The sequence below is a fragment of the Microbulbifer mixtoriginis (SeqCode) genome, assembly GCF_052466865.1.
The window spans coordinates 2,664,197-2,689,093 of sequence record NZ_CP174293.1 but is presented as its reverse complement, the minus strand read 5'-3'; the positions used below and the strand labels follow the sequence as shown (position 1 = coordinate 2,689,093).

Annotated in this window: 23 protein-coding genes; 11 read left to right on the top strand and 12 right to left on the bottom strand. The window is 49.2% G+C overall.

The genetic code is table 11. The features are described from left to right. Positions 1 to 25 precede the first annotated feature (25 nt). From ACJJJA_RS12200 to ACJJJA_RS12145, 12 genes are all read right to left on the bottom strand, one after another. Complete coding sequence (locus tag ACJJJA_RS12200) at positions 26 to 2,749, bottom strand: cation-transporting P-type ATPase (protein WP_444904760.1); 2,724 nt, start codon at positions 2,747 to 2,749, stop codon at positions 26 to 28. Between the two features lie 293 nt (positions 2,750 to 3,042). Further along, positions 3,043 to 4,080, bottom strand: coding sequence for a hydrogenase expression/formation protein HypE (gene hypE / locus ACJJJA_RS12195; protein ID WP_444904759.1), 1,038 nt, complete (start codon positions 4,078 to 4,080; stop codon positions 3,043 to 3,045). Next, positions 4,046 to 5,173: a hydrogenase formation protein HypD gene (hypD, locus tag ACJJJA_RS12190; protein ID WP_444904758.1), complete on the bottom strand. Its 1,128-nt coding sequence runs from the start codon at positions 5,171 to 5,173 to the stop codon at positions 4,046 to 4,048. The genes hypE and hypD overlap by 35 nt, the downstream gene beginning before the upstream one ends. Before the next feature lie 4 nt (positions 5,174 to 5,177). Further along, positions 5,178 to 5,420: a HypC/HybG/HupF family hydrogenase formation chaperone gene (locus ACJJJA_RS12185; RefSeq protein WP_444905242.1), complete on the bottom strand. Its 243-nt coding sequence runs from the start codon at positions 5,418 to 5,420 to the stop codon at positions 5,178 to 5,180. Positions 5,421 to 5,426: 6 nt separating this feature from the next. Further along, positions 5,427 to 7,727, bottom strand: coding sequence for a carbamoyltransferase HypF (hypF, locus tag ACJJJA_RS12180; protein ID WP_444904757.1), 2,301 nt, complete (start codon positions 7,725 to 7,727; stop codon positions 5,427 to 5,429). Next, entirely contained in the window at positions 7,717 to 7,989 is a 273-nt protein-coding gene (locus ACJJJA_RS12175) for a hydrogenase/urease maturation nickel metallochaperone HypA (RefSeq protein WP_444884905.1), read from the bottom strand. The genes hypF and ACJJJA_RS12175 overlap by 11 nt, the downstream gene beginning before the upstream one ends. 15 nt (positions 7,990 to 8,004) lie before the next feature. Further along, positions 8,005 to 8,490, bottom strand: a complete 486-nt coding sequence (locus tag ACJJJA_RS12170) for a hydrogenase maturation protease (protein ID WP_444886183.1) — start codon at positions 8,488 to 8,490, stop codon at positions 8,005 to 8,007. Then, positions 8,468 to 9,778 carry a Ni/Fe hydrogenase subunit alpha gene (locus ACJJJA_RS12165; protein WP_444904756.1) on the bottom strand — a complete coding sequence of 437 codons (1,311 nt, stop codon included), beginning with the start codon at positions 9,776 to 9,778 and terminating at the stop codon, positions 8,468 to 8,470. The genes ACJJJA_RS12170 and ACJJJA_RS12165 overlap by 23 nt, the downstream gene beginning before the upstream one ends. A 15-nt stretch (positions 9,779 to 9,793) precedes the next feature. Next, positions 9,794 to 10,618 carry an NADH-quinone oxidoreductase subunit B family protein gene (locus ACJJJA_RS12160; protein WP_444904755.1) on the bottom strand — a complete coding sequence of 275 codons (825 nt, stop codon included), beginning with the start codon at positions 10,616 to 10,618 and terminating at the stop codon, positions 9,794 to 9,796. Beyond that, positions 10,594 to 11,412: an FAD/NAD(P)-binding protein gene (locus ACJJJA_RS12155; RefSeq protein ID WP_444904754.1), complete on the bottom strand. Its 819-nt coding sequence runs from the start codon at positions 11,410 to 11,412 to the stop codon at positions 10,594 to 10,596. The genes ACJJJA_RS12160 and ACJJJA_RS12155 overlap by 25 nt, the downstream gene beginning before the upstream one ends. Then, positions 11,409 to 11,885: a cyclic nucleotide-binding domain-containing protein gene (locus tag ACJJJA_RS12150; protein ID WP_444884910.1), complete on the bottom strand. Its 477-nt coding sequence runs from the start codon at positions 11,883 to 11,885 to the stop codon at positions 11,409 to 11,411. Before ACJJJA_RS12150 ends, ACJJJA_RS12155 begins: the two co-directional genes overlap by 4 nt. After that, positions 11,882 to 13,024: a 4Fe-4S dicluster domain-containing protein gene (locus tag ACJJJA_RS12145; protein ID WP_444890310.1), complete on the bottom strand. Its 1,143-nt coding sequence runs from the start codon at positions 13,022 to 13,024 to the stop codon at positions 11,882 to 11,884. The genes ACJJJA_RS12150 and ACJJJA_RS12145 overlap by 4 nt, the downstream gene beginning before the upstream one ends. A gap of 431 nt (positions 13,025 to 13,455) precedes the next feature. On the opposite strand from ACJJJA_RS12145, the gene ACJJJA_RS12140 reads away from it, so the two are divergent. The 11 genes from ACJJJA_RS12140 to ACJJJA_RS12090 all read left to right on the top strand — a co-directional run bounded on the left by ACJJJA_RS12140 (position 13,456) and on the right by ACJJJA_RS12090 (position 24,852). Next, a complete protein-coding gene (locus tag ACJJJA_RS12140) occupies positions 13,456 to 13,872 on the top strand; it encodes a YbaN family protein (protein ID WP_444886180.1) in 417 nt (138 codons plus the stop codon). 408 nt (positions 13,873 to 14,280) lie between these two features. Beyond that, positions 14,281 to 14,712, top strand: a complete 432-nt coding sequence (locus tag ACJJJA_RS12135; protein ID WP_444884913.1) for a hypothetical protein — start codon at positions 14,281 to 14,283, stop codon at positions 14,710 to 14,712. A gap of 434 nt (positions 14,713 to 15,146) precedes the next feature. Then, positions 15,147 to 15,599 carry a hypothetical protein gene (locus ACJJJA_RS12130; protein WP_252085917.1) on the top strand — a complete coding sequence of 151 codons (453 nt, stop codon included), beginning with the start codon at positions 15,147 to 15,149 and terminating at the stop codon, positions 15,597 to 15,599. A 383-nt stretch (positions 15,600 to 15,982) separates the two neighbouring features. Next, on the top strand, positions 15,983 to 17,644 hold the full coding sequence (locus tag ACJJJA_RS12125; RefSeq protein WP_444904753.1) for a VRR-NUC domain-containing protein: 1,662 nt from the start codon (positions 15,983 to 15,985) through the stop codon (positions 17,642 to 17,644). Continuing rightward, positions 17,629 to 20,163 (top strand): ATP-dependent DNA helicase, encoded by a 2,535-nt coding sequence (locus ACJJJA_RS12120; RefSeq protein ID WP_444904752.1) that lies wholly within the window; start codon positions 17,629 to 17,631, stop codon positions 20,161 to 20,163. The genes ACJJJA_RS12125 and ACJJJA_RS12120 overlap by 16 nt, the downstream gene beginning before the upstream one ends. 530 nt (positions 20,164 to 20,693) lie before the next feature. After that, positions 20,694 to 21,167: a DUF3592 domain-containing protein gene (locus ACJJJA_RS12115; protein WP_444904751.1), complete on the top strand. Its 474-nt coding sequence runs from the start codon at positions 20,694 to 20,696 to the stop codon at positions 21,165 to 21,167. Between the two features lie 315 nt (positions 21,168 to 21,482). Continuing rightward, positions 21,483 to 21,968, top strand: a complete 486-nt coding sequence (locus tag ACJJJA_RS12110; protein ID WP_444904750.1) for a DUF2846 domain-containing protein — start codon at positions 21,483 to 21,485, stop codon at positions 21,966 to 21,968. Between the two features lie 83 nt (positions 21,969 to 22,051). Next, positions 22,052 to 22,504 (top strand): hypothetical protein, encoded by a 453-nt coding sequence (locus ACJJJA_RS12105; protein WP_444904749.1) that lies wholly within the window; start codon positions 22,052 to 22,054, stop codon positions 22,502 to 22,504. 499 nt (positions 22,505 to 23,003) lie between these two features. Next, positions 23,004 to 23,528, top strand: coding sequence for a hypothetical protein (locus ACJJJA_RS12100; protein ID WP_444904748.1), 525 nt, complete (start codon positions 23,004 to 23,006; stop codon positions 23,526 to 23,528). A 38-nt stretch (positions 23,529 to 23,566) separates the two neighbouring features. After that, positions 23,567 to 24,139: a hypothetical protein gene (locus tag ACJJJA_RS12095; protein ID WP_444904747.1), complete on the top strand. Its 573-nt coding sequence runs from the start codon at positions 23,567 to 23,569 to the stop codon at positions 24,137 to 24,139. Positions 24,140 to 24,330: 191 nt separating this feature from the next. Further along, positions 24,331 to 24,852 carry a GNAT family N-acetyltransferase gene (locus tag ACJJJA_RS12090; RefSeq protein ID WP_444904746.1) on the top strand — a complete coding sequence of 174 codons (522 nt, stop codon included), beginning with the start codon at positions 24,331 to 24,333 and terminating at the stop codon, positions 24,850 to 24,852. The last annotated feature ends 45 nt before the right edge of the window (positions 24,853 to 24,897 follow it).

Sequence of the window (24,897 nt, the reverse complement as noted above, 5' to 3'; positions counted from 1 at the left end):
GCTGAGAACAGGTCAAGGTACGGAATTAAGAATTTTCCCTGGCAGTGAAGCTTTGTGTCTGGCGGGAAAGGCGTATACGCATCTGTTTTTCGATCTCGATAATGACAAACAGCGCTACGCCAATCGCAACGATCAGAATGCCATCAAAAAGTGGCACTGCCTCAGTAGCAAAGACTTCCTGCAGGAGTGGGACATAGGTAATGGCAAATTGCCCCAAAGTGACCATGATGACTGCCATCCACACCACTTTGGTGCCGCGCACTGCCTTCCAGGTGAGAGAGGTGCCATACATATTGCGAATAAAAAACAGGTGGAAAATTTCCATTACCACCAATGTATTCATGGCCATGGTTCGTGCCAATTCCAATGAGTAGTGTTGCTGAATGGCGTAGGTATATATTCCGAATACGCCACACAGGAATAAGGTACTAACTAATGTGATATGCCATACCAGTACACTGGTAAGGAGCGGTTGGTCGCGCAACCGGGGTGGGCGGTGCATGGTATTTTCTTCTGTGGGCTCAAAGGCGAGCGCAATACCAAGCGTAACCGCGGTAATCAGGTTCACCCAAAGTATTTGGATCGGTGTTATCGGCAGTACCATGCCAAAGAGCAGCGCCACAATAATGGTTGAGGCTTCCCCTGCGTTGGTGGGCAGCGTCCAGCTAATCACTTTTTTTATATTGTCATAAACTGTGCGCCCCTCACGGACCGCAGCGCCGATGGAAGCGAAATTATCATCGGCTAGAACCAGCTCGGAGGCCTCTTTGGCAGCCTCTGTTCCCCCCCGGCCCATGGCAATACCCACATCGGCGCGTTTTAAAGCGGGGGCATCGTTTACGCCATCGCCAGTCATTGCCACAGTCATATCGTGGGCCTGCAATGCGGTTACCAGCCGCAATTTATGCTCAGGCCTGTTGCGGGCGAAGATATCCACCTTCAGGACTTCTGCCGCCAATGCCGCGTCATTCAGGTTGTCGATATCCACTCCCGTTAGGGCTTTGTTAGGCCGCTGCAAGCCTATCTGCTGACCGATGGCTTTTGCGGTCGCGACATGATCGCCGGTAATCATCTTCACTCGAATACCCGCGCCCCTACACTCTGCAACTGAGGTTATAGCCTCCTGACGGGGTGGATCGATCAATCCCACCAAGCCGAGAAGAGTCATAGTTCCCTTCACGTCTGAGTGCTCCAGCACCGTGTGCTCTGGCTTTACCTCTTTTGTGGCGAGCGCCAAGACACGCTGTCCCAATGCCGCCACCTCCTCGGTCTTTTGTCGCCAGTAGGTCTCCATCAGCGGTTCGCAGCCTCCATCCTCGCTGCGATAGGTTTTGCACATTGCCAAAACCTGTTCCGGCGCACCTTTAACGGCGATCAGTGCATGATTCTCATGGTTGTGGTTTAGGCTGGCCATAAACTTATGCTGTGCATCAAAGGGGATAATATCGGTACGGGTCCACTGCTTGCGTACCTCCCCGCTATTCATTCCCGCCTTTGCTGCGAAGGCCAGTAAGGCCCCCTCCATGGGATCACCCTCCACGAGCCAGTTGTCATCCTCTTTTCTGAGCTCGGCGTCATTACAAAGAACCGCGACACGGGCTAACTCCTGCAGTGGGGATGACATCGCTACCGGCGCGCCGCCGAGCATGACTTCACCCCGCGGTTCATAGCCCTCACCCTCTACTTTATAGCGTTGTGCGCCTGTAACTACTGTGGCGACGCACATCTCGTTGCGTGTGAGCGTCCCGGTTTTATCGGTACAGATTACCGATACTGATCCCAGGGTTTCGATAGCCGGCAGGCGCCTGACAATGGCGTTGCGCCGCGCCATCGCCTGGGCCCCGACCGCTAATGTGATGGTTAGAACTGCCGGTAAGCCCGCGGGAATGGCCGCTACCGAAAGCCCAACAATGGCCATAAACAGTTCATTAAAATTGTGCTGCAATACAAACAGCCCAAAGGCGAAGATCAACGCAGCAACGGCCAGAATAAAAAGGGCCAGCCATTTGGCGAAGAAACCCATCTGTTCAACCAACGGAGTGGTTAAAGTTTCAACACTGGCGAGCATGCCACTGATATGACCGATCTCGGTCTCTGCTGCGGTGGCCACTACTACACCCACTCCCTGCCCATTGGTGACAGTGGTTCCGCTATAGGCTAAGCAACTACGGTCCCCCAAGGGGGTATCGGTGTTTACCGGATCGGTATGTTTTTCTACCGGGATGGATTCCCCGGTCAGGATGGCCTCTTGTACCTGCAGACCGTGCGTTTTTAACAGCCGCAAATCGGCAGGCACTTTTTCACCGGCCTCAATGAGCACAATATCGCCGGGTACTAGTTTCTCTCCCTCCACAGTGAGCCGCTGATTGTTGCGGAGGACTGCGGCACGTGGAGCCAGCATATGGCGGATAGCATCCATGGCCCTTTCCGCTTTACCCTCCTGAGCAAAGCCGATAATCGCATTGACGATAACCACCGCCAGGATGACCCCGGTATCTACCCAGTGTTGTAGTAGGCCTGTGATAAGCGCCGCCCCGAGCAGGACGTAGATCAGGAGGTTGTTGAAATGGGAGAAGAAGCGCCGCAGAAACCCTTTGCGAGCTGGTGCTGGCAGGCAGTTAGGCCCGTCGGTTCGCAGTCTTAGTGCAGCTTCCTCCTCACTGATTCCGGCCATACTGGTCTTCAGCTCGGAGAACACCGCATCTGGGGACATTGAGTGCCAGTTTTTCTCAGGCCTTGTCTGAAGCACGGTTCACCTTTATCGGATTACCTTTCACAGTTTTCGACTGAGCTTAGTTTCGACTGATCTTAGTAATGAATAGTCATGCGTTTAGACTGGGAAGCTTAGTAAAAATGAAGCCAGCCGCTTGCTGTGACAAAACGCCACTGCCAACTAATCGCGCTCTAGCACTTAGTTTAATCAGAACCTTACCCGAAACTGCGGGGCGGGAATCAGGGCGATGCATGACATTAAAATGAACAATGCCAGGGAGGTTGAGGCTGCTATCAATGTTTCCGCAGGATGTTTATAAATGCTATTGGCTAACAAATTCTTGGCAACTGTTCTCCTGGCAAGCGCTGTAACAGGCGATCACACCCCAGGCTGTTTTTTAGAATAACCTGGGCACTGGGCTTGCCAGTGACTTTCCCAATAATTGCACAGGATGCCCCTACCCGTTCCTCTCTTAGGATAGCGCTGGCCTGATCAGCGTACTCTGCGGGAATAACAGCAACGAAACGCCCCTCGTTGGCCACGTAAAGGGGGTCTAGGCCCAGCATTTCGCAGGCTCCGTAGACTGATTCGCAGACTGGGATCTGCGCTTCATCCAGTTCGAAGGCCTGCCCACTGGTTTCGGCCAGTTCCACCAGGGCCGTCGCGAGACCACCGCGAGTGAGATCCCGCAAACAGTGAAGCGGCATACCGCCCTGGAGCAATGCTGAAACTGCGGCATTGAGCGGGGCGCAGTCACTGGTGAGTGCAGTTTCGAATTCCAATCCCTCACGGCTTGCCATAACGGTAATGCCGTGTCGGCCAATATCCCCGGACAATAGAATTCTGTCACCTGGGCGGATATAACTGGGGTCTATTGGGTGATTACTCAGCAAGCCACCCACTCCGCTGGTATTGATATAGATACCATCGCCCTTGCCTCTCTCCACGACCTTGGTGTCCCCGGTAACCAGCTTTACACCGGTTTCCTCGGCTGCGCCAGCCATGGATTGCAGCACTCTTTTTAATGTGTTGAACGGCAACCCTTCTTCCAGTATCAAGCTGCAACTCAAGAATTTTGCCTCGGCACCGCCCATGGCTAAGTCATTGACGGTGCCGTAAACGGCCAATTTGCCGATATCCCCACCGGGGAAAAACAAAGGGGTAATTACGAATGAGTCGGTGGTGAATACCAGGCGATCAGAATCCCAAGGCAAGGTAGCGCTGTCGTGGGCTTGGTCGATCCAGGTGTTTTTGAACAGAGGTTGGATAAACTCCTTCAGAAGTTGCTGGGTCATCTCGCCACCACTGCCATGCCCCAGGCGGATACTGTCCTTATTGGTTGTTGGGAGAGGACATTGAAGATTCACGGGTTTTTACCTGTTGGCTATAGCAGTGGTAGGCGGAGCAGGCACCCTCGGAGGAAACCATGGGGGCGCCCAGGGGGTGGTCTGGGCGGCAGGTTGTGCCGAAATGGGGACAGTCGCCGGGCTTTTTGAGGCCGAGCATAATGGCACCACTAATACACTGGTGTTGCTCCCGGGGTTTGATCTCTGGCAATGCAAATTTCTTTGTTGCATCGAGATCTGAAAACTCTTCAGCAAGTGCCAAGCCACTCGCTGGAATTTCACCCAGGCCCCGCCAACACTGAGCAGAAACGCTAAATACATTGTTCAGTAACACTTGTGCCGGGCGGTTGCCGGTTCGCTCTACCGCTCTTAGATACTGGTTTTCCACCTGATAACTGCCCTGCTCTAATTGGCGCAGGCACATCAACAATCCTTCAAGAATATCCAGGGGTTCAAAGCCGGTAACGACAATCGGCACCTGATACTTTTCGGCAAGGGGCAGATAGCTTTCGTAACCGGTTATTGAGCACACATGACCAGCGGCAAGAAATCCCTGCACACGTGTATCCTTGGCGGCGCATATAGAAGCGATGGCCGGTGTCACCAAAAACTGGGAAACCAACAGGGAAAAATTCTTAAGCGACTTTTGTTTGGCTTGGGTGGCAGCCATGGCATTCGCGGCTGCGGTTGTTTCAAATCCTACGGCAAAAAAGACCACCTGCTTTGTTGGGTGGTCCTCGGCAATCTTCACCGCCTGTAGGGGGGAATAGATAATGCGAATGTCGCCACCATTGGCTTTCACATCGAGCAGGCTGTGTTCTGACCCGGGTACTCGCAACATATCGCCAAAGGAACAGAAAATCACTCCCGGCAATCCAGCGATGGCAATGGCCCGATCAATGGTATCCAGGGGGGTCACACAAACCGGGCAGCCCGGTCCATGAACCAACTCTATTGCTTGCGGTAGTAACTGGTCGAGGCGATTCTTAACGATGGCGTGAGTCTGTCCACCGCATACTTCCATAATCGTCCAGGGGCGCGTGGTTTCTTTGCGAATTTCTGTGGCTATCTTTTGGATAGTTTCGCTCTGGCGGTATTCATCGACAAATTTCACGGCATCACTCCTGGCCGCTCGGCCCGCTCAGGGATTCCAGGTCGCGAAAAACACGTTCGGCTTCTTCTTCCTGTATCTGACTGATGGCGATACCCACATGGACTACCACATAATCGCCAACGCCGGCATCTGGCACCAGGGATAAGTTGACTTGCCGGGCTATGCCGCCAAAACGTACCTTGCCCAGGCGTTCGAGGGGGGAATTATCTGTGATCTCTTCAATAAGGCCAGGAATACCTAAGCACATGCCCACTTAATCCCCCGCAAGTTGTCCGGCTGCAGCCATGCAGTGGGCATAGTGAAGTTGCCCAAGAGCAATACCGCCATCGTTGGGGGGGACCTGGCTGTGGCAATGCACGGTAAATCCCCGCTCACGCAGCAGTGTCGCGGTGCGTTCCGTTAGTCTTCGGTTTTGGAAAACACCGCCGGAGAGAAAGACCTGACGCTCCCCGATCTCACTGACCACTGCCAGAATCATATTTGCCAAGGTATTGTGGAAAGCCGCAGCCCGCTGCGGCAGCGACTTCCCTTCATCGTGTATCAAGGCGCTAATACAGGGGGCCCAGTCCAGCTCCCACTTGCTTTGACGCTGATACAGGTCGAATGGATAGCTGTCACTACTCTGAATTCCTCGGGCACTATGTTCCAGCACCATGGCGGCCTGCCCCTCATAGCTCGACTGGCTACATAGCCCCAACAGTGCGGCCACTGCATCAAACAGGCGCCCGGCACTGCTGCATAGAGGGCTGTTGACCTCACCTTCCAGCATGGTGACCAGGTTACGGCGTTCACTGCGGGTAAAGCAGCGCTTGAGCAGCTGGTGTTGCAGCGCCATGTATCCGGAAATTTCATATAGCAGGCCCGCCGCAGCCCGCCGTGGTTCGCGCACGGCTTTTTCTCCACCTGGCAGGGGAAATGTGCGCAGGCTGGCGACGTGTTCTACTTGCGATTTACCGTCCCAGAGGAGGAACTCCCCGCCCCTCACTATGCCGCTGCTGTCATAGCCAGTGCCGTCCCAGCAGACGCCAAGTGCGGCACCACTGTGACCGTGTTCGGCCATACAGGAAAACAGATGGGCAACATGGTGTTGTACCCCCAGGCGTGGAGCCTGCTGTTGCAGTGCCCAGCGATGAGAGCTATAGCCTGGGTGCTGGTCGTGGATCAGCGTTTGCGGTCGACGCTGTTGTAAGCCAGTGAGGTCCGCAATCGTGCGGTCAAAGTGCTCAATTGCGGTGGCGCTACTCAGGTCGCCAATATGTTGGCTCTGATAAATCCAACCATTGTGGGACAGCGCCACGGAATTTTTTAAATCTGCTCCCAGGGCTAAATAGGATTGAGTGAGTGCCTGTTGTGACAGTTTTGCCTGGGTAATGGGTAGTGGGGCATAGCCACGTGCACGGCGTAACATCAAGGGGCGGTCTTCTACTACGCGCAGTACCGAGTCATCCAATGGCCTCACTATGCGGCGGTTATGCAGTAAAAAACGGTCGGCAATTTTGCCAAGGCGCCGCAAAGCCTCCGTATTTTCAATGCAAATTGGCTCTTCAGCCAAATTGCCGCTGGTGGCGACAAGGGGGGCCGCATACTCTTCGGCAAGGAGTAGGTGCAGTGGTGAGGCTGGCAACATCACCCCCAGATCTGGTGAACCCAGCGCTACCAGCTCGTGTACCCTGGCATTCGCTTCCGGTTTTGCTTCCAGTAGTACGATGGGGCGTGCCGGTGAAGTAAGCAGTTTTGCCTCCAACTCCGAAATCCGGCAATCACGTCGCGCTGCCGATAAAGAGCTATACAACAGGGCAAAAGGTTTGTGTGGGCGCTGCTTGCGTTTGCGTAATGTCTGTAATGCCTGGCTATTGCCGGCATCTACCAATAGTTGGAACCCCCCTACACCTTTCAACGCAACAACTTTTCCACTGGCCAGGCTGGCGAACGTCTCATTCAAGGCTGCCAGGCCGGTGAGAAGCACCTTGCCTTTGCTATCACAGAGCTGCAGCTGTGGGCCACATTCTGGACAGCCATTGGGTTCGGCGTGAAAACGGCGGTCTTCGGGATTGGTGTATTCAGCTTGGCATTTGGCGCATTGAGGAAACTGATCCATTGCAGTGTTGGCGCGATCATAGGGCATCTTATCAATGATGCTAAAGCGCGGGCCGCAGTGCGTGCAGTTGATGAATGGGTATTTGTGCCTGCGGTTACGGGAATCCTGCAATTCGGCCTGGCAAGAGTTACAGGGAGCTATATCTGGCAGAACCAGGGTAGATTGTGCGGCGGTAACGGTGCTTTCTCGAATCTCAAAATCGCTGTCACCCTCGGCAGGAATTACCTCACTATCAATACTGAGTATCAGGCTGTGCGGCGGCTTTTCCAGAGGCAACCGCTGCAGGAATTTCTCGATGCCTGTGCTTTTTCCCTCAACCTCCAACTGTAATCCACCACTATGGTTGGCAACCCAGCCGGTCAGTCGGCAATCCCGCGCCAAGCGATAAATATAGGGTCGAAACCCTACGCCCTGTACCAGGCCTTTAATCGCTAGCCGGCGACGCTCATTGTCCATCACTGGCCTCAAATTGCAGATTTTCCAGGATAATGTCCTGGGCTTCGGCATGGTGAATATCGGTGAGCTCTTCAATTTCCAGTTGCAATCCTTCCAGGCTGGTCCCGAAAGTTGCCTGTTCGAAATGTTCCCTTAGATGTGGGGCAGATATATGAGCCAGGGCACCTAGGCGCAGCTTGGCACCCACTACCCTGGCGCCTTCATTCTCGGCAAGTTGCTGTATTTTTTCGATCAGATTGCTGATCAAGGACTGTTCATGCATCACTGGCCTCCGTTGTCAGCTTTGTCCGTTATCGCCTTGTAGAAACGCAAGTAGCTCCTGCTCGGCACGCTCCGCGCCCAACTTCACTGCGGCAGTGAGACGATCACAGGAGCTGATGTTCTCGGCACAGATGGAAAAAATTTCCAGCCTGCGAGGCAATGCTCCCAGCACTCTGCCCAAGTCGATCGCTTCTCTGAGATTAAAGCCGTGGCTGGAGGTCGTGCAGTTACTGGGCGCGATAATATCGGCCAGACCATCAGCACGGATTAGTTCGCCCGATTTTTGCTCATCGGACAAAATCGCATCTACCAGGCAGACCTGACGATCTTTCCAATGCCCCACAAGGGTTACCATGTCGTTGCCGCTCTCCAGAAAATCTGCGCTTCCTTTTAATTGGCTACGCAGCTTGTCGAGCAGATAGGGCCCCACACCATCGTCTCCCCGGAAGCGATTGCCAAGGCTGACCAGCAGCCAGCGCTCAGGAGATTCTTTTTGGCTCATGTTGCAAATGTAGCTGCAGGAAATGGGTTGAGCAGGAAATACAGGGGTCATAATTGCGAATGGCGCGCTCACATAAACCCTGTAATTGTTGCTCGGGCAGGTGCATGAATTTTGGCAGCATCAGGCGTAGATCATCTTCGATAGTTTTTTGATTTTGAGAGGTAGGAGCGACGATCTTGGCAAAAGTAATTTTGCCTTGCTCATTCATGGCGTAGCGGTGATAGAGCAGTCCGCGAGGGGCTTCGGTAGCGGCACAGCCACTAGCCGCTCTGGGTTCTACAGCCAGGTAGGACTCATCGGGGGGTTGAAACGCATCGATAAGGCGCACTGCTTCCTCCAGGGCGTAGAGTACCTCCAGGCAGCGCACCACAATACTTTTGAAGGGATTATTACAGGGGGCTCGGAAGCCCAACGCCTCGGCAAGGCTTCTCACTTCTCCCGAGAGTTGGGGGTAGTTGAGATTGTAGCGCGCCATGGGCCCGACAAGGTAGGCGCCCCGCTCGATCAATATACTGTGCAATGCCGTACTGTGCGGTACCTGCTGTTCGCGAAAATGTTTTTCGTAGTCCTTTACCGAAATATCCAGCCCGCGATTGGAAACAATACGCCCCACATTCATGGGGTATTCACTGGGGTTGGACAGGGCGACGCATTCATAGGATTGCTCACAATGGGGAAATGGCAGACCCGCCGCCCAACGCGTCATGAGTTCTGCCAGATTGTGGGCTTCTAACAATTGGGGGCGCAGTGCTTGAAAGGACTCCAGGCTGGGCACTCGATAAAAGCCCCCTACGCGCACGTTGATTGGGTGGACCTCCCTACCCCCAAGCAGACGCACCAACGCATTTCCAGTTTTCTTGATTTCCAACGCCCGCTGAACAACTTCTGGGTGGTCTTTGGCCATGGCCACGGCATTGGGATAGCCGAGAAAGTCCGGTGCATGCAACATGCTGATATGCAGCATATGGCTTTCGATCCACTCTCCACAGTAGAGCAAACGGCGCAAATTTCTCAGGGGCTCAGTAGGAACCAGACCCAGTGCGTTCTCCATGGCGTGCAGCGCGCTCATTTGATAGGCCACTGGGCAAATGCCGCAAATACGGGCGGTGATATCCGGTGCTTCTGTGTAATCGCGCCCCCGCAAAAAGGCTTCAAAGAAGCGTGGGGGCTCAAAGATCTTTAACTGCACTTCGTGCACGCCATGATCGTCGTAGCGTATATAGAGTGCACCCTCGCCTTCAACGCGTGCCAAATAATCGACTTTGATGGTTTTACTTTTACCGGCCATTAGTTGCTCTACCCGTTAGGATTTTCCCTTTTGGCGATGCTCTCTATCTTGACTAATTTCTTTAAAATGAGGTGATAAGCTATTGAAATTACGTAGATTTTCAATGACGGTAGATCTGTCTGTTCCTAAATTTTGTTCCCACCAGTGACACAGGGATTCACCATTAGGGTTCTCCTTCGGGCCATAGCAGGCATAGCAACCGCGGTTGTAACTGGGGCAAAGCGCGCCACAACCAGCATGGGTTACCGGCCCCATGCAGGGGGTGCCATGGGCTACCCATACACAGACATTGTTCTTAAGTTTGCATTCGATACACACTGAATGACTGGAAACCTGAGGTGCACGAGAATTCAGAAAAGCACTGATGACCTCTAACAGTTGCAGTTTGTTGATCGGGCAGCCCTGCAACTCGAAGTCCACTGGCACATGGGCGGCAATGGGGGTGGACTCTTTTAGGGTGTGAATGTAAGAGGGCTCGGCGTAAACCACAGAAGTAAACTCGACGACATCGGCAAAATTGCGCAGTGCCTGGATACCGCCGGCAGTGGCACAGGCGCCAATACTTACCAGGAACTTTGACTGACGCCGCACCTCCTGAATTCTCAACAGGTCGGCGGGTGTCGTAATGGAGCCCTCCACCAGGGAGATATCGTAAGGCCCCTCTTCTACCTTGCTGGAGGCCTCCATAAAATAGGCGATCTCCACTTCCTGCCCCAACAGCAACAGCTCATCCTCACAGTCCAACAAGCTGAGTTGGCAGCCATCACAGGAGGTGAATTTCCAGACCGCCAGTTTGGGTTTGTAGGGCTGTCGGCTTATAAGCTGCGAATCTGCAGCCATGGGCGAATATCCTCATAGCAAAAAACAGGGCCATCCTTACAAATAAAGTTTGGACCCCACTGGCAGTGTCCGCAGAGACCGATGGCGCATTTCATATTGCGCTCCATGGATAGATAGATAGAGGACGCTGGCACACCTTTGCGCACCAAAACCTGGATACAAAAGCGCATCATAATTTCAGGGCCGCACAGAAACGCCACCGAGTTGGCGCCATCTATTTGTGCGGCCTGTAAAGGATCGGTAATCACACCAATATGCCCAGGCCAGGAGCCATCACCGTGATCTACCGAAGTCTCAAGCTCGAGCTGGGTGCTCCACTGAGCGAGCTCCTCTCTATACAGCAATTCACTTGGGCGCCTGGCACCATAAAAGAGACGCACCTCGCGTGCGGTAAGTCGCTCCCGCCGCGCCGCATAGATTACTGGGCGCAACGGCGCCAGTCCGAGACCGCCGGCAATAATCAAAAGATCTTTGCCAGCGGCAGTATCTAGAGGCCAACCGATGCCGAAAGGCCCCCTTACACCTAAAGTGTCTCCCTCCTGTAGGCGCTCTAGGGCCCGGGTGACATTCCCCTGGGCGCGAATGGTATGGATGAGCTTGCCGTCCTCGCTCCCCAGTCCACTAAAGGAAATGGCGGATTCTCCGGTACCAAAGGCGTACAACATATTGAACTGACCGGGAGCAAAATTCATCGGTGGCTTATGCCGCCTACCGTTCTTAGCTTCCAGCTGCAATGTGAAAGTCCCCGGATATTCCACGCGCCGCTGGCACACCCGGTAAACGGAGGGGATCATGTTGGGTGGCCCTGGTGATCTGGGCCGTAAATATCCAGCAATTGAATACGTGCGGACTGCAGCCGTTCAGTAGCAATTCGCGCAAAGCGCTTCATCAGCTCAAAACCCAGTTTAGGTTCCTGTTCGCATTTATTGCGCAAGCATTCCCCGCCCAGGCGCAGGCTGCGAACATCTTCCATGGCGCGGGCATCAAAAGCAGAGATATAGGGAGGAAACAGCCAGGACCACCCGAAAATATCACCGCCATGGAGTGTGAGCAGGCACAGGGGGCCGCGATTGGGAACAAAAGTCTCTACTGCTACCCGGCCACTGCGAATTAGGAAAAAGTGGTTTGCCTGACTATTTTCCCGCGCCAGGTAGTCGCCCTTGTGATAAATACAGTTCTCACCGCAGGAAGCCAGAAACTGCAGATCACTCTCTGCCAAACCTTGAAAGAAAGGATGCTCGTGAAGAAGATCGGCAATGGTCTTCATGGTGACTCCTGGCTGGGCGTCTGTTTTTGATCCAGGGCTCGGATATTTCGGACCTCTTCGGTGAGGTCGATACCCACAGGGCACCAAGTGATGCAGCGACCACAGCCCACGCAACCAGAGCTGTCAAATTGGTCGTGCCAGCTGGCCAGTTTGTGAGTCATCCATTGCCGGTAGCGTGACCGGGTATCGGCGCGTACGGAGCCGCCGGTAATATGACTGAGATCTGCTGTAAAGCAGGAATCCCAACGCTCCCAGCGCTCAGCATGTTCGCCACTGAGATCGGTGGTGTCCTCAACGGTGGAGCAAAAACAGGTTGGACAGGCCATGGTGCAGTTGGCACAAGATAGACAGCGATCAGCGACCTTATCCCAGTTCGGGCTATCGAGGTTTCTATAGAGTAGCTCTTTCAAATCTGAGCTATCGAACTGGCGTGGTCCACGCCGCATTTCCTCCTCAAGGCGCTTCACCTTACATTTAGCCAGTTTACTTTCCCCCTCACTTGCTGGAAGCAAGGGGAGTTGCTCAATAATTTCCTTACCGGCATCCGAGCCACTGCTGATCAGAAAAAAGTGCTCCCCGGCTTCAATCACCTCTGTCAAGGTGAGATCGCTGGGCAAAGTGACCTCTGGACCGGTATTCATCGAAGTACAAAAGCAGGTATCTGCTGCCGAGGTGCAATTCACCGCAACGGTAAACAACTGTTTCCGCCTTTGGTGGTAACTCTCACTGGGATATTCCCCCTGGCACAGGATACGATCCTGGATAGCAATGGCGTGCAGCTCACAGCTTCGAACTCCCAGGAATGCCTGCTTTGGGGCTGAATCCTGAATCTCAACGATTTCTATGGTTTGATGTTGCTTGGAGACCTTCCATATGGGCCGGCGGGGTAATTGCAGGTATTTCTTCCAGGAGTGAGGCCCTACGGCATAGCCAAAGTAAGCTTCATCTTCCCGGCGCTTAACTCGGTACTGCCCAGCCTGCTGCTCATCGGTCCAGCCTTGAGGCAGATTTGAGAGTGAGTGAACTTCGCCGTATGTGATGGCTCCATCGGTCAATCTGGGCCCGTACAGCAGGTATCCTCTATCACGGATTGCTTGTATAAGGCACTCCAGATCGGGCGCTTGTAGCCGATAATCCATAGTGCTTAATGCTCAATAATAAAACATGCAGCTTGGTAGCCGATAGCGGCTTTGTTAATCAGTGTAGTGTTAAAGCAGAAGTGTTTTTCAACACTGGGTTACAGGCATAAGGGAAGAAAGTCGTATTGTTATTTTCTTCTGTTTAAGAGCATTGATGACGACAGTTTTTAGGCAGTCCTTTTTATCATGCTAGACATTACAGATTATTAATAAAAGTATGAAGACGCGCCCCTGTAGCACATTAGAAAACAACAATGGTTGCCTTTGTAACAATCTTGCCAGTCCCACAACTGTATATTGAGAGCCAAGCTCCGCAGTAAGAATGCAAGTTGCAGGTGTCACTCATTAGTGCCTCTTTGATATAGTGAGCAGATAGCTGCTAATAGCCATTGTTTTATCTGTTTAACGGATTTTAAAACTGGAGATTCAGGTTGAGTCAACATAATGAAGAAGTGCCTGACATGGAAACCCCTCCGTTAGCCAAAGGGTGGATGCGTTGGCTATGGGGGGCCGTGGCTTGTTTCTTTATGCTTGTCGGAATTATTGGTGCCATCCTGCCTGGGTTACCCTCTGCCGTATTTATTGTTGTTGGTGCCTGGGCGGCCTCTAAAAGCTCTGAACGGCTGCATCAATGGATTGAGGAACATCACTTATTTGGTCACCTATTAAGAACCTGGCGTAGTGGTTACATCAGTAGGAGAACCAAACTACTGGCTACGCTGACCATGGCACTTTCTATGGCTCTTGCCGTTCATCACATTTCCAATCTGTATTTACTTTTTTTCGCTGTTGGCGGCATCGGTTGTGGGCTAATCTGGATTTGGAGTCGGCCTGAGCCAACGGGGTGATGGTCAAGGTGGCCTTTAGTATTTAATAAACGGGCGAATAAAAAGAATGATTCCGTGAAGTGGAAATGCATTAAACCTGTAACTTATGTCACCAAAGGTTAAAACCTGACTTTGCGTTTATCGTCACAGAAATTTACCACCTAATAGGTATTGCCCCGATTTTTCCTCGGTTTTTCTGTATTCAAACAGTATGAATTTGACTAAAAACAAGAGTTTTCAGGTTGATTTCGCATTGTTATGAAAATGGGGATTGAATTAGTTGACTTTGCCTGGGATCAGAATATCCTCTGCGCCCTCTCGTTGATTGAGGCGCCCACTAATAGGCTCCTTCTTCGGGAAGCTTCAAGGATCTTGTGTTAGTAACATAAGCTTTATTGAACTGCAAAGTAATAACAATAGGGATGTTTCATGCAGGAACTCTACCGGGCCCCAGAGAGTGCTCTTGGTAATGAATCTTTAATCTACAAGCCAAGTGTACTCTGGAAGGTATTGTTTTTTCTTCTGGTTCCGATAGAAGTGATCTCTCAGTATGAAGCCTTTGCTTACAATGAATACAATCAGTCGATCTGGTGGTTGATAGCAAGCCTGATCATCTATACCACTTATTTTGTGGGTTTCTTTGGGTTGGCTTTTGCCAAAAAAATTGGCAGCGCGAGATTTTGGGCGTTTTTCCTTCCTGTGATCATTGCCACCGATATCTATGAATTGGGGACTGTGATCATCACAATGAATATGGCGGTATTAAAAAACCAAATGGCTGTATTAATGATTACACCATTAGCCCTATTTCTTTGGTTTATTATTTTTAGGTACCGTAAAGTTTTTCGGTATATTAAATAAGAGTTAGACGATTTTTTCTATTTGCGTGCCTGCAAAATCATAGCCCTGGATGCCTTGCTGGAATTTACTTTAGTTTTGCAGCCTTTAAGACGGTCAATTGTTGCCGGCGCAATGCCAGGCTGCTGATCAAAGACTGCTTTATATGGCATGCATACTCCACCCAGTAAAAATTTTGGCGTTGTTATTCTCGCAACTATTGCCCATCTAATATTTAAGGGTTGATCTCAACTTTTATGGCCCCAATACTCCGCTTGTGCACCAAGAGGTGCACAGTGAGCAGGGATCTTAGGGTAAAGCCCAGAACATATATCTCGTGTTTTTTGATTTGCTATTGTTTTGCTTCCCCTCTTCTCATGCTTTCGTTTTTAAAAATAGGCGGTACCCACTTGCAGTCATTAATTTTTTAATGATATTTCTGAAGAAAAGGATTAATCATGTCAAATATTGGTCATGTTGAAGGTTGGGATACAGATAAGCCATTTATTTCTGATAGTCTTGAGGCCACCAGTTTTCACTGGGCTGCATGGACTGGTATCGAGGACTCTACAGAAGGAAGTTATATTCAGGGGCTTATAGAACTCAAAAATACTGGAAAATTTCCTATCCTCGACGCCAAAGTATTCTTAGATCTCGATGACAATGGTATGACCTGGGATGCATACCTGTGTAATTCAGTAGGTACTCCCATAGAAGATGGTTTTGTAAGCTACGGTCACCCCATCGCCCCAGGCGAAACCGTTAAAATAAAATACTGGTGGGGCCTGAAGCACGTTGCTGGTCCTACTAAGTGTGATTTTACTGTTACCGTAAATATGTTCCCAGAATATAGAGTACAGGTTCCCAGATCGAGTGCGCATCAAAGTAAAACCTCAATTCAAGCTTCTTGAGTTTTACATAGCTTTTTAGCTGAATAGGAGGGGCAATTTTCCCCTCCTATTAACAAACATATTTACAAGGCTATTTCCATACCCATGGGTAAATCGTTGAGTGTCTCAACTCACCTATTTAAGTTTATTCCTTATTGGCTCTCACTCCTTCTCAAAAACACTCCTTCTGTTATAGCTTGATCGATAGTCTCTTGAAGTATTGATACTTTAACCAACGAGGAAGCTACTCAGAATCATTCAAAGCTTACTGCTGCTGTGTTTCTTATATGTCCGTAAAGTCAGCCTATGGTTTTGTTTCCAGAAATGATATGCTGTATAACCATACAGCTCTTATATCAATATTACCCACCACGATTTATTGTTGACACATTATTGCCCGTATCATGGCCGCCACTATCGAGCTAGCACCTGACTACTATTTGACCAATTTCCGGGCCTTGGTTGATTTTGTAGTGTCCCGCTACAAGCAGCTACTTTCCCCTGCTGAGATTAACTTTTATCGTGAGTTCTACGAGCTCGATGCTGACAGTCAGCGTCTTTATGTTCGGCTGCTATCCCGTAAGGGTATTCCATCATCTTTGGGAGCACTGTTCAGAGAGGGAAAACTGTCTTACAGAGAAATTGACGATCTTGGTGAGGCCATTGACTCTCTTTGCTCTGCTGGTTTTTTGAAAAGGAGTCCACCCCTGGCAGACCGCGAACTTATAGCGCTGTTTACCAAGGCGGAATTGTTCTCAGCGGGGCCTGCTGGCCTACGCAAGTCCCTAAAACGGGGAGAGTTAGAGGAAGCTTTATTGGCGGCCTCCTTTGAATGGCGAAAACGGTTAATGGCCGATGAGGCATTGCTTGCACTTCAAAGGGCCGAGTGCTTTCAAACCTTTCAGCTTTGTTTTTTTGGCAATCTGAACCAGGGCCTTACAGAATACGTGCTGAAGGACCTGGGGTTATACCAATATGAGCCCTACCCATTAGATAGTCACCAGCTGCCCTTCCAGAGTCGAGAGCAGATTGAGCAGTACTTACTCTATTACAGCTGCCTTGAACAAGCTGAGGAGGTACTCTCTGGTGATGCCGGCGGAATCCATAAACTGACTGGTCAATTACCCGCTGGCATTCCTGGAGATTTGACTCTGGCCAGGCGAGTGGATCGTCTACGCCTGAAGATGGCGCGACAACTGGAAAGACTGGATCAGTTGGAAGCTGCAGAGAGACTCTATCAGGATTGTGCGCAGCCGCCTGCCCGTGAACGCCGGACGAGAATTGCCGCAAAGCGTGGTAATTTCGATCAGGCGCTTTCCCTATGCCGTGAAATTCTCGAATCTCCCCTCAATGAGGCCGAACGATGTTTTGCCGAGAGTTTTGGGTATCGCACGGCCAAGCGCATAGGCTGTGCTCAAGCTTGGAAGAATCCCCAGCCTTATCAGCCACCGCAAGAAATATTTACCCTACCCCAGGCCCCAGAAAGAGTAGAAATTCTGGCAGCTGCGGAAGTGGCAAGGCAGGAAGAAGGTGTTTGCCACTATGTAGAGAACAGTCTATTCAATGGGGTACTGGGCCTCTATATCTGGGACATTCTCTTTGCTTCAGTGCCAGGTGCCTTTTATAACCCCTTCCAAATAGCCCCCAGTGATTTCCGTAGCCCAAATTTTTACTCATCACGCCAGAGCTTGTTTGAATCGCGGCTGTCGGAGCTTTGTCAAAGCTCGCTAAAGCTGCGGGTTATGCAAACCTACCGTGAAAAACAGGGTATTGCCAATCCTCTGGTAGCCTGGGAAGCACTATCCCAGGAACTGCTGGAGCTGACCCTGGATCGTATTCCTGCTGAACATTGGCACGCACTATTTCAACGTTTACTCGGTGATATCAATCATCACCGCAATGGCCTGCCAGATCTGATTCTGTTTCCTAAAAAAGGAAGTTATAAGCTGTTGGAGGTCAAGGGCCCCGGTGATCGCTTACAGCAAAACCAGCAGCGCTGGCTGACTTTCTTTGCCGCTCACAATATTCCCCACCGGGTGATACATGTGGAATGGTTACAGCCTTGAGGGGTAAGCCTACAGTTGCAGGGCTACTGGCGGAGCCTACTGAGGAGCATGACACCTCCGCAAGCGCCTCTCCCCTAAAGTTATCTGTGGGTGAATTAGTGGCTTTCTCTTGCCGCAGAGGGGATTTGATCCATACCGGCGGGCCAGGCCCAACCGCCCAGGAGGGCATTCGCGCTCACCAAAAACTGCAAAAACGTCGCCCCAAAGGCGCAGAAGCGGAATACCGTTTACAGGTTCAGCTGGAGTGCTCAGGCCAGGATATCCTCTTGGAGGGACGGGTCGATATCCTTCATCCGCAAGCTGACTTGCACCAGCCGGCACAACTGGATGAAATCAAAACCACCTATTGCCATCCAGATAGGCTTCCCGAGACCACCCGCCTATACCATTGGGCTCAGCTTAAAATTTACGGTTTCTGCTATTTGCTACAGCAGCGCCAAAAAGGGAGTTCGGTTGAAGAGGTCTCACTGCAGATGGTCTGGTACAACCTCAAAGAGAAAAAGTCCTACCCGGAGCAAAGCCTGTTCAACTGGGAGGCTTTGGAAAGTTTTGCTGGAGATGCCCTCAGTCTGTATATCCATTGGCATAGGTCCTGGCAAGCGCATCGGCAACAAGTGATTCAAACAGCAAAAAGCCTCTCGTTCCCCTTCCCTGATTACAGACCCGGTCAGCGCCAGCTGGCGGTATCCGCTTATCGCTGCCTTAGGGATGCAGGACAACTGGTTGTGGAGGCGCCCACTGGTATTGGCAAAACCATTAGTACACTGTTCCCCGCTATCAAAGCCCTTGGTGAGGAAAAGCTGGACCAGCTGCTATACCTCACGGCGAAAACCTCTGGCAGGCAGGTGGTGCGAGAGACTATCGCTAAGCTACATGGAGTTGGGCTAAAGCTTTCACTACTGGAGCTAAGTGCGCGTGATAAGACCTGCGCTTGTAAACTGGGTTTGTGTAGTCGCGATGATGAAGGCACCTGCCCTCGCACACAGGGCTTTTACGACCGCCTGCCGCAAGCGCGCAAACAACTGCTGGGGCAACCCTGGATCACACCGGAAGCGCTCGCGAAGGTTGCAGATCAGTGGCATCTGTGCCCTTTTGAGTTGTCCTTGCAAATGCTGCCCTGGGCCGATGTGGTGGTCTGTGACTTCAATTACGTCTTTGATCCCTTGGTGCATATTTCCACACTACAAGATCCGCGTTACAAGCGCGCACTATTAGTAGATGAAGCGCACAACTTAAGCGAGCGGGCACGGGAAATGTACAGCGCTAGCTTGAGCCGCAGGGATAGTCGCCGCGCGGCCCTGGCCTGTAAAAGCAACCACCCACAGTTGTACCGGCGTATCCAATCCCTGGTACGCGCACTTGATCAATGGAGCAAACGGTTTCAAGAGCAAAACCTCTATAAGGAAATACGCTCAAGCCAAAATGTACAAGCCTGGTGTAGCCCGCTGGATTCCGAAGAGGATCGCCCTGCAACTGTATCTCGCGCTATCCAGAAGGTGCTAGATACACTGAGTGAATTATCTGAACAGGGAAAATTCCCCCCTGAAGAGATCGGGGAATGGTTGAAAAGTCTTTATCGATACGCCTGCATAGAACAAATTCTTTCTGGTCAACACCAGGCCCTGACCCGTTTGATCGATCGGGACGCCCCCTGGCAGGAACATCAACTAAAGCTGATGTGTATGAATGCCGCGGGTTTCCTACAGGAATCTTGCGCCCAGTTTCATGGAGCTATTTTCTTCTCAGCCACCCTACGCCCCACACAGTTTGTCACTGAACAGCTTGGGATTGAGCCAGAAACGCCTTACTTGATGCTGCCATCACCTTTTGAGCCTTCCCACCAGGGGGTTTTTCTTTGTCCTTTTGTGGATACCCGCTATCAGGCTCGGAAAAGTGCACTCCCAGCACTAGTGGACTTGATTGCCCGAGTTTACTTCAGCCGTCCTGGCAATTACCTGGTGTTTTTCCCCTCTTACCGCTTTCTGCAAATGGTCGTAGAGCATTTCCAGAAGGATTATCCGGAAATACAGCCGCTACAACAGACGCCAGGCGCCAGTGATCGCGAAAGAGAAGCCTTCCTGGCCTCATTTAGTGAGGGTGCACAGAGCCTGGGTTTTGCCATTATGGGCGGCGTTTTTGCTGAGGGCGTTGATTTTGTCGGGGAGAAATTGATTGGCACAATTATCGTAGGTACGGGTCTTCCCCAAGTAAATGAAGAGCAAGAACTGCTACGACAGTCGGCGGAGCACCCACAGACCCCCTCAGCGGTCAATGGGTTTGATATTGCCTACCGCTATCCCGGCATGACTCGGATATTGCAGACAGCGGGAAGAGTGATTCGCACTGAGTCAGATCGGGGCGTGATTATTTTAGCTGACTACCGTTTTGCGGATATGTTTTATCAAAACCTTTATCCCAAACATTGGCAAATCCAAACAAGTAAGAGTGGTGAACAACTTTCACAGCAATTAAGCTGTTTTTGGAAGCAGCAACGCTTGAGCGTGTGTAACGTAGAATAAATATATCGTTTGAATTTAAAAGTTGGGTGGTTATATCTAATTGACGCCACCAATAACATAAGCCGCCGCCTGCCGTCCTATATGCAAATGAACAGCACCAAAGTATTGAACCAATAGTCTCTCAAATCCCCCTCTAGTCCACATAATTACTTGCTTTCAGGGGGGATGCCTAACATAATGGCGCGCTTTCTTTTTTTGAGGTCTGCATAAATCCATGGGTTAGCGCGAACCCTGGAAATATTCTCTTGCACAATGTAACGCCGCCGAAAGACAACAAAAGATGATCTGAGCCTGTTTCATTTTTGACAAAAAAGTCCAGCATCTTTCGGAAAAGTGTTTGATTTGTCCTGAGAAACTCATAGAGTTAAGGATAAATCCCTAATAACCATTAACTTATTAGATTGGTTAGCAGTAAATATTGGGCATAACGACCATTTTCCATTTTTCGCCATAGCAGTAGCCTATTTAAAAGTAGGAAACAGTTGTCTTGGTGGCCACTATATAAATGTTGCGTTTCTTAGAGTGAAAAAATGATGTTTGGGGTTATTAAGTACGTAGGATTGATAGTAATCGTAGGCCTCGGATTTTGCCAAACCTTTGTCTATCTAAGGGTAAAGAAAAAGTGGGCTTCTTTGCCCTTAATTGACGCAACAGTTACTAAATCTAAATTGAAAAATTTTGCGAACACGGAAGGTCAAAGAATCTACGAAGCACAAATTGAGTTTGAATATGAATACAAGGAAGAAAAATTCTACTCTGACACGCCATTACTTCGTTCCCCTCAATTGTTTAAAGACAACAATATAGAGCATGATCTTTTGAATAGGTATAAGGAAGGCGATAGTGTTAAAGTACGCCTACTACCACATTCACCTAAAAATGCATACATTGAAGTTGAGCGCTTTAGTACTTTATCTGCTGTTGCAATCCCGATTTTGTTGATTCTCTATAGCGCCGCGGTATTTGGCTATGGTTGGCTAGTATCTGTCGCAGTGGCACGCTAACTCCAGCTGCAGGCAACCCGAAAGTAGAAGCTATCTTTTGGATAAGACTGGAAAAGAAGTGTCAGCGTATATTATACAGATTCGCAAAAGAGCCGAAATCCCAGAAATGATTGGTTATTTGGTCAAGGAAAGCTCATATAGCATGGCTGTTTTCATCGATTATTTTTGTCCCGCCGAAAGGATTTATGAGAGCAAAAGGTACACAGTCACCTCCATTGAAGCATGGCATTCATAACATCACAGGCAGTGTGCACCGGTCTACGTTAAACTCCTGCCGCCCCTATTGCGGGCGTTAGAAATCATCAAGGTCTTAATATGACACTGAGAATTGGAATATTATCAATACTACTTTCATTGGCAGTTGGCTGTGCCGGACCTATAGCAAAAGGCCCCAAGTATACCCCGCATAAGACTCTGTCAAAATCAGAGGCAATAATTTACGTTTATCGGCCAGAGGCCAATGATGGAACAACTGTTTGCCTAAAATTGTTGATTCATGATCAGGAGGAAGGTTGCCTAAACAACCTTGGTTTCCTCAAGGTCAGATTGAAGCCTGGCACCTATACAATAACTCTTCAAGCAAATGCTTTCATGGAGCCAAAGATATTAGAATTCACTGAAGCATTTGAAGGGGGTAAAGCCTACTATTTTGAATACTATTTTTCTAATCAAGGTGGCAGGCCGCCGACTGAAGCGGTGGCTACAAAATATATACCAATACTCTCTGGCTATCATATCTTATTGCCAAAATCTGAGAATGCTGCGCAAAGTGATCTTTCCATTTTATCGGAGTCAATCTAGTAGTAGACTCCTAACGAAGAAAGGTAGACGTCATATAACTTATAAATAAGCGACTCATTTGAACATTGATAGCGAAGAGAAATATGAAGAACTTAATCTGGATAATTATACTTACATCGCCATTTGTAAAAGCAGAAACTGACAAGATATCAGTGTATTTAAAGTTTGAAGAGGTTTACATGAGTAATGATGTTTCATTATTATCTCCCTGGCTCAGTAAAAATTACAAAATCAGCCAAACTTTACATATTCCTGGAGTGGGTGCTGATATAAGGCATATAACAAAAAAGCATCTCTTAGCGAGTATGAGGCAAATTGGTAAGCCAAGTTCTATGCCGCGTTCAAAAGCAAGTGTTACGAAAATTGAGACAAACAATGAGAATTCTTTTTGTGCTACCTCGAGTACGGCGAATCAAAGAGTCGTTGGCGAAAGAAAATATGAAGAAAAAGAGGTTCGCAAGGTATGCTTCGAGAGGCAAGGTGAGACTTACAAAGCAACAACACATAACATAAATGTCCACTACCGTGCGCTCTAAACACTTTACAGATCAAAGGTGCATCTGCCCAGAAAAGTGGACAGTGAGGCTTCAAACCTCTGAGGATTGTTAAGTATTAATGATAGGAATAGTGTTAGTAATCATCTGGGTGGGCATATGCGCTTACTGGGCATATCTACACCTTCTCTTTTATCGAGAGTTTAAAAGCAGAGAACCAGCAAATTTCAAAGCAAACTCAGGTTGGTCACCGCTAAAATATACTACTGGGTTTGCTTGTTTCGACTTTGTATTATCTGGCGGTCACAAAAGCTGTAAACATGAATCAGTTGTTGCTGCTGGTAATAAGTTGGTTAAAGCTTACGAGTCAAAGTTTAAATATGTGGGTTTCGGGTTACTATTGTCATGTATTTGGTGGGCACTGTCAGTATTCATTTGGGGATATAGTGCAATTACTTAACAAGTTGCTCAATTCCCCTCCGGACCCCCATTGCGTTTCAGTTGTCCCTTAATAAGGCGAATAGTTCTCCAAGGAGTATCGATGAGATTTATTACCCTAGTTATAATGGCCGTGCTTTCGATTGCCTCATACGCAGAACCAGCTGGAGATTGCAAAGGGACGCCAAAATCTGCCGTAACCTCTTTGCCAGATCCAATCAATAAGTGGGGGCAAATAGTATGTACCCCGTACGGCCACATTATCACAAATAAAGAAGGTTGGGCTTGGTCAAAGCCCGGCAGTTATAGTCCTGTAATGATTCCATCGCAAATGGTTCAAAGTAATCCAGTGCGGCTAGCTAATGAATCGTATTTTACAAGAATAAACATGAGTGAGCTCTCAAACAATGAGGCGGAAGCTTCAGTAAAGCAGTTTGAGGAAGGCTTTGATGTATCAGAGGCAAAGCCCACGGTATATAAGCTTAATGTAGAGTCTGTTTCCGGCAAGTCCCTGAGTTTCCACTTCTTTGATTATGGTAATTCTCAATGGGGCATGTGGTGTAATAAAGAATGCAATCCAAATTCAAAATTCATGATTTTAAATATGACCAAATGGCCTGACAAGTAATTGCGCAGAACATAGCAATTCCCCCTGGAGAAGTAAGTTTGGTTCTACGCGTATTTTTAGTGTTATTTTTAATCAGTTTTATTTCCAGTTGTGCAGGAAGAGATGTAGTGGGATATTTAGATGATCACCCAGAGTTCTCCCCCCTGATTTCAAGAGCTGGAAAAACTGAGTACCAGATTATTTGGTCAAGATCTTGGAAACCGATTATCTATTTGAAGGCTCATCTAGTACAGAATGCTTTTGGAGAATACTCAAAAGCTTTTGTCTCGTATGCCATATCTGAAGGCTCAGTATCTTCACTTAAACAGATTGAGATTTCTATGGAAGAATGGGCTTTTATTGAGACAACAGTAGAGAACTCCCCTATTTGGAATTATGACAGCAAGTGTGACCAACTTTCATACAGTGAGAGGGCGACTTATTTACCTGAAGGTGATGGTTGTACCGAAATTGTAATGACTGATGGAGCAATAATCACTATTTCAATTTCAGAGCCTGGCAGGCAAATTGGCCTGAGTACCATTTGCCATGATTTAGGGCCTTGTAAGCCGTTTGGAGATATTCCCGCTGCTATTTTGAAGACTATCGGTAAAGCAGATTTGGCAAATTAAATATAGTTATTATTAACAAAGCGGCTATGAAACGGTTATCAATTCCTGCGGCAAGTGTTAAAAGACAAAGTGAATTCAATCATAGCAATGGATAAATTACGACCCGATCCTTCGTGCTATCCGATGGATAGGCTATGATATGCACTGTCTACTAGTTATTTGAATTTTAGCGCGAAAGGGATAATAGTGCAGTGCGAGAAAGTTTGTTTACCACTAATCGTTTAATATTTAGGAAATGGAGAGATTCAGATCTCTCTATGATTCAAAAGGTATATGGCGATAGTGAGGCAATGCGATGGGTTGGGGATGGAAATACATTAAGTTATGAGGAATCTAAGGCATGGCTGAAAGTCACCCATAAGAACTATATGAGCCGTGGCTATGGTATGTTCGCTGTAGAATTAAAAAATACTTTAGAGGTTATTGGTTTCTGCGGTATTGTCCACCCTAATGACCAAGTTGATCCCGAAATTAAATATGCATTTTCACGAGATTACTGGGGGCAAGGCATGGCGACCGAAGCAGTGGTTGGGCTGATTGACTACGCTACAATAGCTTTTGGCATTGGCAAATTCATTGCGACTATTGCGCCTGAAAATATTGCTTCAGAACGTGTTTTACTAAAAGCGGGAATGCTGCCAGGGGGTATATGTAATGACGATGAGGGTATTCCGGCAAAGTGTTTTTATTTTAATACTCAGCCCTCTGTGTAAAAAGGCTTACCAAGTGAGCAATATCTATAAAGTTGTCACTGAAAA

Excerpts from the sequence above, each read along its gene's own strand:
- ACJJJA_RS12185 (WP_444905242.1), bottom strand. The coding sequence starts at position 5,420 with ATGTGCTTAGGTATTCCTGGCCTTATTGAAGAGATCACAGATAATTCC.
- hypF (WP_444904757.1), bottom strand. The coding sequence starts at position 7,727 with ATGGACAATGAGCGTCGCCGGCTAGCGATTAAAGGCCTGGTACAGGGC.
- ACJJJA_RS12175 (WP_444884905.1), bottom strand. The coding sequence starts at position 7,989 with ATGCATGAACAGTCCTTGATCAGCAATCTGATCGAAAAAATACAGCAA.
- ACJJJA_RS12170 (WP_444886183.1), bottom strand. The coding sequence starts at position 8,490 with ATGAGCCAAAAAGAATCTCCTGAGCGCTGGCTGCTGGTCAGCCTTGGC.
- ACJJJA_RS12165 (WP_444904756.1), bottom strand. The coding sequence starts at position 9,778 with ATGGCCGGTAAAAGTAAAACCATCAAAGTCGATTATTTGGCACGCGTT.
- ACJJJA_RS12160 (WP_444904755.1), bottom strand. The coding sequence starts at position 10,618 with ATGGCTGCAGATTCGCAGCTTATAAGCCGACAGCCCTACAAACCCAAA.
- ACJJJA_RS12155 (WP_444904754.1), bottom strand. The coding sequence starts at position 11,412 with ATGATCCCCTCCGTTTACCGGGTGTGCCAGCGGCGCGTGGAATATCCG.
- ACJJJA_RS12150 (WP_444884910.1), bottom strand. The coding sequence starts at position 11,885 with ATGAAGACCATTGCCGATCTTCTTCACGAGCATCCTTTCTTTCAAGGT.
- ACJJJA_RS12145 (WP_444890310.1), bottom strand. The coding sequence starts at position 13,024 with ATGGATTATCGGCTACAAGCGCCCGATCTGGAGTGCCTTATACAAGCA.
- ACJJJA_RS12135 (WP_444884913.1), top strand. The coding sequence starts at position 14,281 with ATGCAGGAACTCTACCGGGCCCCAGAGAGTGCTCTTGGTAATGAATCT.
- ACJJJA_RS12130 (WP_252085917.1), top strand. The coding sequence starts at position 15,147 with ATGTCAAATATTGGTCATGTTGAAGGTTGGGATACAGATAAGCCATTT.
- ACJJJA_RS12125 (WP_444904753.1), top strand. The coding sequence starts at position 15,983 with ATGGCCGCCACTATCGAGCTAGCACCTGACTACTATTTGACCAATTTC.
- ACJJJA_RS12120 (WP_444904752.1), top strand. The coding sequence starts at position 17,629 with ATGGTTACAGCCTTGAGGGGTAAGCCTACAGTTGCAGGGCTACTGGCG.
- ACJJJA_RS12115 (WP_444904751.1), top strand. The coding sequence starts at position 20,694 with ATGATGTTTGGGGTTATTAAGTACGTAGGATTGATAGTAATCGTAGGC.
- ACJJJA_RS12110 (WP_444904750.1), top strand. The coding sequence starts at position 21,483 with ATGACACTGAGAATTGGAATATTATCAATACTACTTTCATTGGCAGTT.
- ACJJJA_RS12105 (WP_444904749.1), top strand. The coding sequence starts at position 22,052 with ATGAAGAACTTAATCTGGATAATTATACTTACATCGCCATTTGTAAAA.
- ACJJJA_RS12100 (WP_444904748.1), top strand. The coding sequence starts at position 23,004 with ATGAGATTTATTACCCTAGTTATAATGGCCGTGCTTTCGATTGCCTCA.